The organism is Cupriavidus necator (genome assembly GCF_013141915.1).
In the GTDB taxonomy this organism is placed as follows: domain Bacteria; phylum Pseudomonadota; class Gammaproteobacteria; order Burkholderiales; family Burkholderiaceae; genus Cupriavidus; species Cupriavidus necator_B.
Genome location: NZ_SROX01000020.1, coordinates 44131 through 58027 on the forward strand (window position 1 = coordinate 44131; position 13897 = coordinate 58027).

At 64.6% G+C, this 13897-nt stretch carries 13 protein-coding genes; all 13 read left to right on the plus strand.

Going from position 1 to position 13897, the window contains the following annotated elements; genetic code table 11:
• The first annotated feature begins 149 nt into the window (after window positions 1-149).
• The 13 genes from nuoE to E5S69_RS27100 all read left to right on the plus strand — a co-directional run bounded on the left by nuoE (window position 150) and on the right by E5S69_RS27100 (window position 13836).
• A complete protein-coding gene (gene nuoE, locus E5S69_RS27040) occupies window positions 150-647 on the plus strand; it encodes an NADH-quinone oxidoreductase subunit NuoE (protein WP_171517532.1) in 498 nt (165 codons plus the stop codon).
• A gap of 1 nt (window position 648) precedes the next feature.
• Window positions 649-1944 (plus strand): NADH-quinone oxidoreductase subunit NuoF, encoded by a 1296-nt coding sequence (gene nuoF, locus E5S69_RS27045; RefSeq protein WP_171517533.1) that lies wholly within the window; start codon window positions 649-651, stop codon window positions 1942-1944.
• Between the two features lie 12 nt (window positions 1945-1956).
• Window positions 1957-4320: an NADH-quinone oxidoreductase subunit NuoG gene (nuoG, locus tag E5S69_RS27050; protein ID WP_171517534.1), complete on the plus strand. Its 2364-nt coding sequence runs from the start codon at window positions 1957-1959 to the stop codon at window positions 4318-4320.
• Between the two features lie 21 nt (window positions 4321-4341).
• Window positions 4342-5406, plus strand: a complete 1065-nt coding sequence (gene nuoH / locus E5S69_RS27055) for an NADH-quinone oxidoreductase subunit NuoH (protein WP_171517535.1) — start codon at window positions 4342-4344, stop codon at window positions 5404-5406.
• Window positions 5407-5476: 70 nt separating this feature from the next.
• Window positions 5477-5968: an NADH-quinone oxidoreductase subunit NuoI gene (gene nuoI / locus E5S69_RS27060; protein WP_010809124.1), complete on the plus strand. Its 492-nt coding sequence runs from the start codon at window positions 5477-5479 to the stop codon at window positions 5966-5968.
• Between the two features lie 199 nt (window positions 5969-6167).
• Complete coding sequence (locus E5S69_RS27065) at window positions 6168-6812, plus strand: NADH-quinone oxidoreductase subunit J (RefSeq protein ID WP_171517536.1); 645 nt, start codon at window positions 6168-6170, stop codon at window positions 6810-6812.
• Window positions 6813-6829: 17 nt separating this feature from the next.
• Window positions 6830-7135, plus strand: coding sequence for an NADH-quinone oxidoreductase subunit NuoK (nuoK, locus tag E5S69_RS27070; protein ID WP_029044763.1), 306 nt, complete (start codon window positions 6830-6832; stop codon window positions 7133-7135).
• Window positions 7136-7193: 58 nt separating this feature from the next.
• Window positions 7194-9281, plus strand: coding sequence for an NADH-quinone oxidoreductase subunit L (gene nuoL / locus E5S69_RS27075; protein ID WP_171517537.1), 2088 nt, complete (start codon window positions 7194-7196; stop codon window positions 9279-9281).
• 27 nt (window positions 9282-9308) lie between these two features.
• Window positions 9309-10775 carry an NADH-quinone oxidoreductase subunit M gene (locus tag E5S69_RS27080; RefSeq protein WP_171517538.1) on the plus strand — a complete coding sequence of 489 codons (1467 nt, stop codon included), beginning with the start codon at window positions 9309-9311 and terminating at the stop codon, window positions 10773-10775.
• Between the two features lie 18 nt (window positions 10776-10793).
• Window positions 10794-12269: an NADH-quinone oxidoreductase subunit NuoN gene (gene nuoN / locus E5S69_RS27085; protein ID WP_171517539.1), complete on the plus strand. Its 1476-nt coding sequence runs from the start codon at window positions 10794-10796 to the stop codon at window positions 12267-12269.
• A gap of 13 nt (window positions 12270-12282) precedes the next feature.
• On the plus strand, window positions 12283-12591 hold the full coding sequence (locus tag E5S69_RS27090; protein ID WP_171517540.1) for a DUF2818 family protein: 309 nt from the start codon (window positions 12283-12285) through the stop codon (window positions 12589-12591).
• Window positions 12592-12635: 44 nt separating this feature from the next.
• Complete coding sequence (locus tag E5S69_RS27095; protein WP_171517541.1) at window positions 12636-13280, plus strand: NUDIX domain-containing protein; 645 nt, start codon at window positions 12636-12638, stop codon at window positions 13278-13280.
• A gap of 109 nt (window positions 13281-13389) precedes the next feature.
• A complete protein-coding gene (locus tag E5S69_RS27100; protein WP_171517542.1) occupies window positions 13390-13836 on the plus strand; it encodes a DUF1178 family protein in 447 nt (148 codons plus the stop codon).
• Window positions 13837-13897 lie beyond the last annotated feature (61 nt).

A 13897-nucleotide genomic window follows, 5' to 3' on the forward strand; every position in this document is an offset into this window, starting at 1 on the left:
CTTTCCGAGGGCTCCGCCGGGCGGAGCTGCCCGGAAGACCCGCGGCGGACCGGCACGGCCTAAGGCCCGCCGGCGGAACGGCAGCGACGGCTGCAAACCTGCGGAAGCTTGCACCAGTGCGCTGGCTCCGCCGTTTTACTGCAATGACCATGCTATCAGCAGAAGCTCTCAAGGAAATCGATCGCGCGATCGCGAAGTATCCGGCCGACCAGAAGCAGTCGGCCGTGATGGCGGCGCTTGCCGTGGCGCAGGGCGAGGTGGGCTGGGTTTCCCCCGAAGTCATGCAGTTCGTCGCCAACTACCTCGAGATGCCGCCCGTGTGGGTGGAAGAGGTGGCGACCTTCTACAACATGTACGACACCAAGCCGGTGGGCAAGTACAAGCTCACGGTCTGCACCAACCTGCCGTGCGCGCTGTCGGGCGGCGAGCGGGCTGGCGATTACCTGAAGCGCAAGCTCGGCATCGACTACAACGAGACCACCGCGGATGGCTGCTTCACGCTGAAGGAAGGCGAGTGCATGGGCGCCTGCGGCGATGCGCCGGTGATGATCGTCAACAACACCCGCATGTGCAGCTGGATGAGCGACGACAAGCTCGACGCCCTGGTCGACGAGCTCAGGGCCGAGGCCGCCAAGGGGGGCAAGTAACATGACCTGTCTGCACGACCGCCATATCCAGCCGCTGATCCTGGCCGGCCTGGACGGCAACAACTGGCACCTGGAAGACTACGTCAAGCGTGGCGGCTACCAGCAACTGAAGCGCATCCTGACCGAGAAGATCCCGCCCGAGCAGGTGATCGCCGACGTCAAGGCCTCGGGCCTGCGTGGCCGCGGCGGCGCGGGCTTCCCGACCGGCCTGAAGTGGAGCTTCATGCCGCGCACCTTCCCGGGTCAGAAATACCTGGTCTGCAACACCGATGAAGGCGAGCCCGGCACGTTCAAGGACCGCGACATCATCCGCTACAACCCGCATGCGCTGATCGAGGGCATGGCCATCGGCGCGTACGCGATGGGCATCACCGTGGGCTACAACTACATCCACGGCGAGATCTGGAACGAATACAAGATCTTCGAGGAAGCCCTCGAAGAGGCGCGTGCTGCCGGCTTCCTGGGTGACAACATCCTGGGTTCGGGCTTTGATTTCCAGCTGCACGCGCACCACGGCTACGGCGCCTACATCTGCGGCGAGGAAACCGCGCTGCTCGAGTCGCTGGAAGGCAAGAAGGGCCAGCCGCGCTTCAAGCCGCCGTTCCCGGCCAGCTTCGGCCTGTACGGCAAGCCGACCACCATCAACAACACCGAGACCTTCGCCGCGGTGCCGTTCCTGCTGGCGGTCGGGCCCGAGAACTACCTGAAGATGGGCAAGCCGAACAACGGCGGCACCAAGATCTTCTCGATCTCGGGCGACGTCGAGCGTCCCGGCAACTACGAGATCCCGCTGGGCACGCCGTTCGCCAAGCTGCTGGAACTGGCCGGCGGCATGCGCGGCGGCAAGCGCATCAAGGCGGTGATCCCGGGTGGCTCGTCGGCGCCGGTGGTGCCGGGCGACCTGATGATGGCGTCCGACATGGACTACGACTCGATCGCCAAGGCCGGCTCGATGCTGGGCTCGGGCGCGGTGATCGTGATGGACGAGACGCGCTGCATGGTCCGCTCGCTGCTGCGCCTGTCGTACTTCTATTTTGAGGAATCGTGCGGCCAGTGCACGCCGTGCCGCGAAGGCACCGGCTGGCTCTACCGCATGGTCAATCGCATCGAACACGGAGAGGGGCGCCAGGAAGACCTGGACCTGCTCAACAACGTCGCGGAAAACATCATGGGCCGCACCATCTGCGCGCTCGGCGATGCCGCGGCGATGCCGGTCCGCGGCATGCTCAAGCACTACTGGAAAGAGTTCGAATATCACGTCGAACACAAGCAGTGCATGGTTCCGGCCTACATCTAAGCGTGGCAGAACATGGTTGAACTAGAGATCGACGGCAAGAAGGTTGAGGTTGCTGAGGGCAGCCTGGTGATGGAAGCCGCCCGCAAGCTGGGCACCTACATCCCGCACTTCTGCTACCACCGCAAACTGTCTATCGCGGCCAACTGCCGCATGTGCCTGGTCGAGGTCGAAAAGGCCCCGAAGGCGCTGCCTGCCTGCGCCACGCCGGTGACCCCCGGCATGAAGGTCTTCACCAATTCGGAGAAGGCAGTCAAGGCGCAGAAGTCCGTGATGGAGTTCCTGCTGATCAACCACCCGCTGGATTGCCCGATCTGCGATCAGGGCGGCGAGTGCCAGCTGCAGGACCTGGCCGTGGGCTATGGTGCCTCGGAGTCGCGCTACAAGGAAGAGAAGCGCGTGGTGTTCCACAAGAACGTGGGCCCGCTGATCTCCATGGAGGAAATGACCCGCTGCATCCACTGCACCCGCTGCGTGCGCTTCGGCCAGGAAGTGGCCGGCGTGATGGAGCTGGGCATGCTCAACCGCGGCGAGCATTCCGAGATCACGACCTTCGTCGGCAAGACCGTCGATTCGGAACTGTCGGGCAACATGATCGACCTGTGCCCGGTCGGCGCGCTGACCAGCAAGCCGTTCCGCTACTCGGCCCGTACCTGGGAGCTGGCCCGCCGCAAGTCGGTGTCGCCGCATGACGGCCTGGGCGCGAACCTGGTGGTGCAGACCAAGAACCAGCGCGTGATGCGCGTGCTGCCGCTGGAAAACAAAGACATCAACGAGTGCTGGATCTCCGACAAGGACCGCTTCTCGTATGAAGGCCTGAACAGCGCCGACCGCCTGACCCGTCCGCTGCTGAAGCAGGGCGGCGAATGGATGGAAACCGACTGGCAGACCGCGCTCGAATACGTCGCCAACGGCCTCGCCGGCATCAAGCGCGAACATGGCGCCGACCAGATCGCCGCGCTCGCCAGCCCGCACAGCACGCTGGAAGAGCTGTTCCTGCTGGGCAAGCTGATGCGCGGCCTGGGCAGCGACAATGTCGATTTCCGCCTGCGCCAGACCGATTTCTCGGCCGCGCTGAAGGGCGCGCCGTGGCTGGGCCTGCCGGTGGCCGACGTGACCACGCTGCAACGCGTGCTGGTGATCGGCTCGTCGCTGCGCAAGGACCATCCGCTGCTGGCCTCGCGCCTGCGCCAGGCGACCAAGAAGGGCGCCCGCGTGACCGTGCTGGGCGCCGGCGGTGAAGACCTGCTGATGCCGGCCACCCGCATCGACGTGGCCCCGTCGGGCTGGACCGCCGCGCTGGCGGGCGTGGCCCGTGCCGTGGCCGCCGCCAAGGGCGTGGCCGCGCCGGCCGGCACCGAAGGCTTCGATGGTGGCGATGCCGCCGCCAAGGCCGCCGACGCGTTGCTGTCGGGCGAGCGCCGCGCCGTGTTCCTCGGCAACGAGGCCGTGCGTCATCCGCAGTTCTCGGCGCTGCACGCGCTGGCGCAGTGGATCGCTACCGAAACCGGCGCCACGCTGGGCTTCCTGACCGAAGCCGCCAACACCGTCGGCGGCTACGTCGCCGGCGCGCTGCCGAAGCAGGGCGGTGCCAATGCGCAGGCGATGCTGGACACGCCGCGCAAGGCCTACATCCTGCTGAACACCGAACCCGAGTTCGACGCCGCCGACCCGCGCAAGGCGCTGGCCGCGCTGGCCCAGGCCGGCACGGTGGTGGTGCTGTCGCCGTTCCGCTCGGAAGCGGCCATGCAGTACGCCGACGTGATCCTGCCGGTGACGCCGTTCACGGAAACCGCCGGCACCTTCGTCAACTGCGAAGGCAAGCCGCAGAGCTTCAACGGCGTGGTGCGCGCGCTGGGCGACTCGCGTCCGGGCTGGAAGGTGCTGCGCGTGCTGGGTAACCTGCTCGACGTGGCGGGCTTCGACTACGAGACCGCCGAGTCGGTGCGCGCCGAAGTTCTGTCGGCCCCGGTCGAGGCCCAGCTGGACAACGCCACCGACGCGCCGATCCGCGTTGCCGCCGCTGCCGCCAACGGCATCGAGCGCATCGCCGACGTGCCGATCTACCACGCCGACCCGATCGTGCGTCGCGCCGAGTCGCTGCAGCTGAGCGCCGCCGCGCGCCGCGCCATGCAGATCGCGCTGCCGGCCGACCTGTTCGCCCGCCTGGGCATCCAGTCGGGCGATCCGGTGCGGGTCACGCAAGGGCAGGGCAGCGTGGTGCTGCCGGCCGTGCTCGAAGCCACGCTGCCGGCCAACACCGTGCGCGTGCCGGCGGCGACGCCGGCGGCGATGAGCCTGGGCGCGATGTTCGGCACGGTCACCGTAGAGAAGGCCATTGACCTGGCGCCGGCCACCGGCACCGTGGCCACGGCGTAAGAACAAGAGCGAGAACAAGACATGATTGACTGGATTACCTCGCAAGGACACGGTCTGCTGGGCGCCTACTGGACGCCGCTGTGGATCCTGATCCGCGCCGTGATCATCGTGGTGCCGCTGCTGCTGTGCGTGGCTTACCTGATCCTGTGGGAGCGCAAGCTGATCGGCTGGATGCACGTCCGTATCGGCCCGAACCGCGTCGGCCCGCTGGGCCTGCTGCAGCCGATCGCCGACGTGCTGAAGCTGCTGCTCAAGGAAGTCATGATGCCCACGCAGGTCAGCCGGGGCATGTACCTGATTGCCCCGCTGATGGTGCTGATGCCCGCCGTGGCGATCTGGGCCGTGATTCCGTTCCAGGCCGAAGTGGTGATGGCCGACGTCAACGCCGGCCTGCTGTACGTGATGGCGATCAGCTCGGTCGGCGTGTATGGCGTGATCCTGGCGGGCTGGGCCTCGAACTCCAAGTATGCGTTCATCGGCGCGATGCGCGCCGCGGCGCAGATGGTGTCGTATGAAATCGCCATGGGCTTTGCCCTGGTGACGGTGCTGATGGTTGCCGGCAGCCTGAACCTGTCGGCCATCGTCAACAGCCAGAACACCGGCTACTTCGCCGATATGGGCCTCAACATCCTGTCGTGGAACTGGCTGCCGCTGCTGCCGATGTTCGGCGTGTACTTCATCTCGGGCGTGGCCGAAACCAACCGCCACCCGTTCGACGTGGTCGAAGGCGAATCGGAAATCGTTGCCGGTCACATGATCGAATATTCGGGCATGGGCTTCGCGCTGTTCTTCCTGGCCGAGTACATCAACATGATCGTCATCTCGACGATGACCGCGCTGATGTTCCTGGGCGGCTGGGCGCCTCCGTTCGAGAGCGTGGTGACCAACGCGGTCCCGGGCTTCTTCTGGCTGCTGATCAAGGTTTTCCTGCTGCTGTCCGTGTTCATCTGGATTCGTGCCTCGTTCCCGCGCTACCGCTATGACCAGATCATGCGCCTGGGCTGGAAGGTGTTCATTCCCCTGACCGTGGCCTGGCTGATCATCGTGGCGATCTGGATCAAGTCGCCGTGGAACATCTGGCACTGAACGGCCAAACGACGGTGCGCCTGCCGCAGCACGGCAGGGCGCGCACCGTGTGGAAATACTAGGAAGCATCATGCTGCTCGCCATCAAGGACTTCTTCAACAGCCTGCTCCTGAAGGAACTCTTCAAGGGCATGGCCCTGACCGGCCGCTATCTCTTCGCGCGCAAGATCACGGTCCAGTTCCCGGAAGAGAAGACGCCGATCTCGCCGCGTTTCCGCGGGCTGCACGCGCTGCGCCGCTACCCCAACGGGGAAGAGCGCTGCATCGCCTGCAAGCTGTGCGAGGCGGTGTGCCCGGCGCTGGCCATCACGATCGAGTCCGACGCGCGCGCCGACGGCACGCGCCGCACCACCCGCTATGACATCGACCTGACCAAGTGCATCTTCTGCGGCTTCTGCGAAGAGGCCTGCCCGGTCGACGCCATCGTGGAAACGCAGATCCTGGAGTACCACGGCGAGAAGCGCGGCGACCTGTACTTCACCAAGGACATGCTGCTGGCAGTGGGCGACCGCTACGAGCCGCAGATCGCCGCGGCCAAGGCGGCCGACGCGAAGTACCGCTAAGCCGCGATGCCGGCCGGAAGTCTCGGCCACTGAAGTACCGCCGGTTGGCGGCTGCCGCAAGCAGCAGACCTGGTAGCCGCCGCCACCGAATTTGAATGCGGCCCCCGCAATGCAGGGGCCAATGCAAGGATGCCGCAGGAGCGGGCCACCCGAGGGGTTGGCTTGTGCCGGACGGCCCAGAGAGGATCCGATAGGGACCATGGAACTCACGACCACCATCTTCTACGTCTTTGCGCTGGTGCTGGTGCTCTCCGCACTGAAAGTCATCACTGCGAAGAACCCGGTGCACTCCGCACTGTTCCTCGTGCTGTCGTTCTTCACGGCCGCGGCGATCTGGATGCTGCTGCAGGCGGAATTCCTCGCCATCCTGCTGGTGCTGGTCTATGTCGGCGCGGTGATGGTGCTGTTCCTGTTCGTGGTGATGATGATCGATATCGACATCGAGCACCTGCGCCGCGACTTCTGGACCTACGTGCCGATGGCCTCGATCGTCGGCGCACTGATCATTGCCGAGATGGCGATCGTGCTGGTGCGCAACTTCATCGGCACCACCGCGCCGGTGGTGGCCAGCGGCTCGCAGGAGCCGGGCTACTCGAACACCGCCGCGCTCGGCAGGCTGATCTACACCGACTACATCTACGCCTTCGAAGTGGCCGGCATCATCCTGCTGGTGGCGATCATCGCCGCCGTGGCGCTGACCCTGCGCCGCCGCAAGGACGTCAAGGCCCAGGACGTGTCGGCGCAGCTGCGCACCCGCCGCGACGACCGCGTGCGCCTGGTGCCGATGCAGTCCGAAGGCCAGACCCAGCAGACGGAAGCCGCGGCTGCCGCCAATAAGAACTAAAGCCCGGAGAAATCGCTGTGCTCTCTCTCGCTCATTTCCTCGTGCTCGGTGCGATCCTGTTTGCGATCAGCATCGTCGGCATCTTCCTGAACCGCAAGAACGTGATCGTGCTGCTGATGGCGATCGAACTGATGCTGCTTGCGGTGAACATCAACTTCGTCGCCTTCTCGCATTACCTGGGCGACCTGGCTGGGCAGGTTTTCGTTTTCTTCATCCTTACGGTGGCCGCCGCCGAGTCGGCAATCGGTCTGGCAATCCTGGTCGTGCTGTTCCGCAACCTGGATACGATCAACGTGGACGACATGGACACCCTGAAGTACTGATCCGTGCCGCACTACACAGATAACCCAGACTCACCGACCGCACCCCAATAAGCGTCCTATGGCAACCACGCTCAACCCCAACCTGCTGCTTGCGATCCCGCTGGCGCCGCTAGTCGGCTCCGCGATCGCCGGCTTGTTCGGTACCAAGTTCTTCGACCTGTTTTCCTCGGAGTCGCGCGGCGGCCGGGTCGTGGCGCATACCGCCACGATCCTGGGCGTTGCCATTTCCTTCGTGCTGTCGGTGATGGTGCTGCTCGATGTGATGAACGGCGCCGGCTACAACGGCACCGTCTACGAGTGGATGGCCATCGGCAGCCTGAAGATGGAGGTCGGCTTCCTGGTCGACTCGCTGACCGCGATGATGATGGTGGTGGTGACCTTCGTCTCGCTGATGGTGCATATCTACACCGTCGGCTACATGGACGGCGACCCCGGCTACAACCGCTTCTTCGCCTACATCTCGCTGTTCACCTTCTCGATGCTGATGCTGGTGATGAGCAACAACTTCCTGCAGCTGTTCTTCGGCTGGGAAGCGGTGGGCCTGGTGTCGTACCTGCTGATCGGCTTCTGGTACACCCGTCCCACGGCGATCTTCGCCAACCTGAAGGCGTTCCTGGTCAACCGCGTCGGCGACTTCGGCTTCATCCTGGGCATCGGCCTGCTGCTGGCCTACGCCGGCAGCATGAACTACACCGAAGTGTTCGCCGCGCGCGACCAGCTGGCCACCGTGATCTTCCCGGGCACCGACTGGCTGATGATCACCGTGGCCTGCATCTGCCTGTTCATCGGCGCGATGGGCAAGTCGGCGCAGTTTCCGCTGCACGTCTGGCTGCCTGACTCGATGGAAGGCCCGACCCCGATCTCCGCGCTGATCCACGCCGCAACCATGGTGACCGCCGGCATCTTCATGGTCGCGCGCATGTCGCCGCTGTTCGAGCTGTCGGACACCGCGCTGTCGTTCGTGCTGGTGATCGGCGCCATCACGGCGCTGTTCATGGGTTTCCTGGGCATCATCCAGAACGACATCAAGCGCGTGGTCGCATATTCGACGCTGTCGCAGCTGGGCTACATGACCGTGGCGCTGGGCGCTTCGGCCTACTCGGTGGCGGTGTTCCACTTGATGACGCACGCGTTCTTCAAGGCGCTGCTGTTCCTCGGCGCGGGCTCGGTCATCATCGGCATGCACCACGACCAGGACATCCGCAACATGGGCGGCCTGCGCAAGTACATGCCGATCACCTGGATCACCTCGCTGGTGGGTTCGCTGGCGCTGATCGGCACGCCGTTCTTCGCCGGCTTCTACTCCAAGGACTCGATCATCGAGGCCGTGGCCGAGTCGCACATAGCCGGTTCGGGCTTTGCCTACTTCGCCGTGCTGGCGGGCGTGTTCGTGACCGCGTTCTACTCGTTCCGCATGTACTTCCTGGTGTTCCATGGCAAGTCGCGCTGGGGCCAGAACCATGCCCACCAGCACCATGAGGGCGACCACGCGGACGAGGAAGTCTCGCACGACCATCACCATGGCCTGTCCGCCGGCGAGACGCCGCACGAATCGCCGTGGGTGGTGACGCTGCCGCTGGTGCTGCTGGCGATTCCGTCGGTGGTGATCGGCGCGATCGCGATCGAGCCGATGCTGTTCGGCAACTTCTTCAAGATGGGCATCGCCTTCAAGGACGTGATCTTCGTCGGCGAGAACCACCACGCCATGGCCGAGCTGAAGGAAGCCTTCCACGGCTGGGTGCCGATGGCGATCCACTCGCTGACCACGCCGGTGCTGTGGCTGGCCATCGCCGGGGTGGTGCTGTCGTGGTTCTTCTACATGAAGCGCCCGGACATCCCCGAGGCGATCAAGAACCGCTTCTCGGGCCTGTACACGCTGCTGGACAACAAGTACTACATGGACGCCATCAATCAGGCCGTGTTCGCCCGCGGCGCACGCCTGCTCGGTACCGGCCTGTGGAAGGGCGGCGACCAGAGCCTGATCGACGGCCTGTTCGTCAACGGCGCGGCGCGCGTGGTGGCATCGTTTGCTTCGGCCAGCCGCTACCTGCAGTCGGGCTACATCTACCACTACGCGTTCGCGATGATCGTCGGCATGCTGGTGCTGCTGACGCTGACGATCACGGGCGTGATCGGCACCAAGTGATAGGCACCAAGTAAGGAAAACGAAGAAATGGTTCTGTCTTTCTCAATCTGGCTGCCTGTCTTTTTCGGCCTGCTGATCCTGGCCTTTGGCTCGGACCGCAGCCCGGGCTTCGTGCGGTGGATGTCGCTGTTCGGCTCGATCGCCAGCTTTGTCGTCACGCTGCCGCTGGTATTCCACTTCGACCGCGCCACCGCGGCCATGCAGTTCGTCGAGAAGATGAACTGGATCGAGCGCTTCAACATCCACTACCTGCTGGGCGTTGACGGCCTGTCGATGTGGTTCGTGGTGCTGACCGCCTTCATCACGGTGATCGTGGTGATCTCGGCCTGGGAGGTGATCACCGAGCGCGTGGCCGAGTACATGGCGTCGTTCCTGATCCTGTCCGGCCTGATGATCGGGGTGTTCTGCGCGCTCGACGGCATGCTGTTCTACGTGTTCTTCGAAGCCACGCTGATCCCGATGTACATCATCATCGGCGTCTGGGGCGGCCCGAACCGCGTCTACGCAGCGTTCAAGTTCTTCCTGTACACGCTGCTGGGCTCGCTGCTGACGCTGGTGGCATTGCTGTACCTGTACAACAAGACCGGCACGTTCGACATCCTGCAGTGGCACCAGGCCAAGCTGTCGATGAACGAGCAGATCGCGCTGTTCCTCGCCTTCTTCGTTGCCTTCGCGGTGAAGGTGCCGATGTGGCCGGTGCACACCTGGCTGCCCGACGCCCACGTGGAAGCGCCGACCGGCGGTTCGGTGGTGCTGGCCGCCATCATGCTGAAGCTGGGCGCCTACGGCTTCCTGCGGTTTTCGCTGCCGATCGCGCCTGACGCCAGCCACTACCTGGCCCCGTTCATCATCACCATCTCGCTGGTGGCGGTGATCTACATCGGCCTGGTGGCACTGGTGCAGGCCGACATGAAGAAGCTGGTGGCGTACTCGTCGATCGCCCACATGGGCTTCGTCACGCTGGGCTTCTTCATCTTCAGCGACATCGGCGTCGAAGGCGGCATCATCCAGATGATCTCGCACGGCTTTATCTCCGGTGCGATGTTCCTGTGCATCGGCGTGCTGTACGACCGCGTGCATTCGCGCCAGATCGCCGACTACGGCGGCGTGGTCAACACCATGCCGAAGTTCGCCGCGCTGTCGGTGTTCTTCGCCATGGCCAACTGCGGCCTGCCGGCCACCTCGGGTTTTGTCGGCGAATTCATGGTGATCCTGGGTGCGGTCAAGTTCAACTTCTGGATCGGCCTGCTGGCCGCCACCGCGCTGATCCTGGGCGCCGCCTACTCGCTGTGGATGGTCAAGCGCGTGATCTTCGGCGACGTCGTGCACCAGCACGTGCGCGAGCTGGCCGACCTGAACAAGCGTGAGTTCGTCATGCTCGGCCTGCTGGCCATCATGACGCTGTACATGGGCTTGCACCCGAAGCCCTTTACTGACGTGATGCACGCGTCCGTGGTGAACCTGCTGTCCCACGCGGCGCAGTCCAAGCTGTAATCGGGGAGAGAAATCAACATGCAACCGTCCTCGACACTTGCCCCCGTGGCGCCGATCATCTTCCTGGCGATCGCCATCGCCGCGGTCAACTGGATCGACCTTGCCCGCGGCAAGGGCCGGCAGAGCGTGGCTTACCCGCTGTCGCTGCTGACCACGCTGGTACTGACGGTCTGGTTCGGCATGAATGCCGCCACCGGCCAGACCCACTACGCGTTCGCCAACCTGGTCGTGATCGACCCGATGGCCAACGTGCTGTCCGCGTTCTGCGCCGCCGGGCTGTTCGTCACGCTGGTGTACACGCGCCGCTACCTGGCCGAGCGCGACATGTTCGCCGGCGAGTTCTACATGCTGGCGCTGTTCACGCTGGGCGGCCAGATCGTGATGATCACCGGCAACAACTTCCTGACCCTGTACCTGGGCCTGGAGCTGCTGTCGCTGTCGTCGTACGCGCTGGTGGCGCTGCGCCGCGAGTCGCGCGTAACCTCTGAATCGGCGATGAAGTACTTCGTGCTGGGCGCGCTGGCTTCGGGCTTCCTGCTGTACGGCATCTCGATGATGTACGGCGCCACCGGTTCGCTGAACCTGGGCGAGGTGTTCCGCGCGGTCGAGTCCGGCCGCATCAACACCACCATGCTGGCCTTCGGCGTGGTCTTCATTGTCGCCGGCCTGTCGTTCAAGCTGGGTGCCGCGCCGTTCCACATGTGGATTCCGGACATCTACCAGGGTTCGCCGACCGCGGTGACGCTGCTGATTGCCGGCGGCCCGAAGGTGGCGGCGTTCGCACTGTTCGTCCGCGTGCTGGTGGAAGGCCTGCTGCCGCTGGCCAGCGACTGGCAGATGATGCTGGTGGTGCTGTCGATCGTCTCGCTGGCGATCGGCAACCTGACCGCGATCGTGCAAAGCAACCTGAAGCGGATGCTGGCGTACTCGACCATCTCGCACATGGGCTTCGTGCTGCTGGGCCTGCTCTCGGGCGTGGTCGCCAACAAGGCCGACGGCGCCGCCGATGCCTACAGCTCGGCGATGTTCTACTCGGTGACCTACCTGCTGACCACGCTGGGCACGTTCGGCATCATCCTGCTGCGTACCACCAAGGGCTTCGAGGCCGAGACGCTGGAAGACCTGAAGGGCATGTCGCGCCGCAACCCGTGGTTTGCCTTCCTGATGCTGGTGATGATGTTCTCGCTGGCCGGCATCCCGCCGACGGTGGGCTTCTATGCCAAGCTGGCGGTGCTCGACGCCGTGGTCAAGTCCGGCATGACCTGGCTGGCGGTGGTGGCGGTGCTGTTCTCGCTGATCGGCGCGTTCTACTACCTGCGCATCGTCAAGCTGATGTACTTCGATGCTCCGGCCGGCGATGAGCAGCTGGAAGCCACCTTCGGCCTGCGTTCGATGCTGAGCGTGAACGGCGCCGCGGTGATCCTGCTGGGCCTGTTCCCGGCCGCGCTGATGAACCTGTGCTACCAGGCCATCCGCTCGACCCTGGGCTCCTGACCCGCCACGCAATATGAGCGCCTCCGCAAGCGGCTGGTTTGTCATCCTGCTGGCACTGGTCTGTGCGAACCTGCCGTTCGTCAACCAGCGCCTGTTCGTGGTGATCCCGCTGCGGCGGGCGCGCAAGCCGCTGTGGCTGCGCCTGCTGGAACTGGTGGTCTGGTTCGCGGTGGCGGGCGCCGCCGGCTTTGCGGCGGAAGCCAACCTGGGTGGCACCTTTACGCAGGGCTGGCAGTTCTATGCCATCACTGCCTGCATGATGCTGGTGTTTGCCTTCCCCGGCTTCACCTGGCAATACCTCGTCAAACACCGCACGGCCTGAAGCCGGTCTTGTCGGCGCCGGGCCCTGCCTGATCCGGAGCGTCCATGACCGACAAGATCCAACGCGGTAGCCCATCCGACCTGTCAGAGCACGACGACGCGCTGAAAGAAGTTTGCGTCGCCTCGGCCACGGTCCATCGCGGCAAGTTCCTTACCCTGAAGCAAGATATCGTCAGGCTGCCGGACGGCAAGCAGACCGGGCGCGAGTACGTGGTCCATCCCGGTGCGGTGATGATGATCCCGCTGTTCGACGACGGCACCGTGCTGATGGAGCGCCAGTTCCGCTACCCGGTGGGCGAGGTGATGATCGAATTCCCGGCGGGCAAGCTCGATCCCGAAGAGGGCGCGCAGCGCTGCGGCGAACGCGAGTTGCTCGAAGAAACGGGCTACCGCGCCGCGCGCTGGGATTACCTGACGCGCATCCATCCCGTCATTTCGTATTCAACCGAATTCATCGATATCCTGCTCGCGCGCGACCTGACGCATGGCGAGGCGCAACTCGACGACGGTGAATTCCTCGAAACCTTTATCACGCCGGTGGGGCAGGTAATCGATTGGGTCCGCAGCGGGCGCATCACCGATGTGAAGACCATCATCGGCGCCTTCTGGCTGGAAAAAGTGATGTCGGGCGCATGGCAGCCCGGGGAGCAGCCCATGCCCAGTTACGGCGTGGCGCAAGTGAAGGCCTAACCTGTGCGGCCCAAGCCATGTTCCGAACGGTCGTTCTAAAAAATTTAGCACGACCGTTCACAAAATTTGGATTCGCGGATAATATAGCTTTTGACGGGCTGGAAAGATCATGAAGGTGCTCGACCTGCGCTGCGCGCATGACCATCGTTTCGAGGGCTGGTTTGCCTCGGAGGAAGAAGCGCAGTCGCAAATCTCGCGTGACCTCGTCCAATGCCCGGTCTGTGGCGACCACGCCGTCACGCGGCTGCCCAGCGCGCCGCGCCTGAACCTGTCAGGCGCAACCGCGCGCGAAGGCAGCGCCGGGCCGGCGCAGCCGGCCGCCGCACCGGTGACACTGCAAGCGCTCTATATGAAGGCAGTGAAGCAGGTGCTGGCGCAGACCGAGGACGTTGGCGACCGCTTTGCCGAGGAGGCAAGGCGCATGCACTATGACGAGGCGCCGGAACGCGGCATCCGCGGTTCGGCCTCGCCGGAGGAGGTGCAGGCGCTGGCCGAGGAGGGCATCGAGACTTTTCCGCTCGTGGTGCCGGCTGCGCTGAAGCAGACGGCTCACTGAATTGCGTCCTGTGCCCGTTGCTGTCGGCGCATGACGCCCAGGCAGAACAAACCGCCGGCGG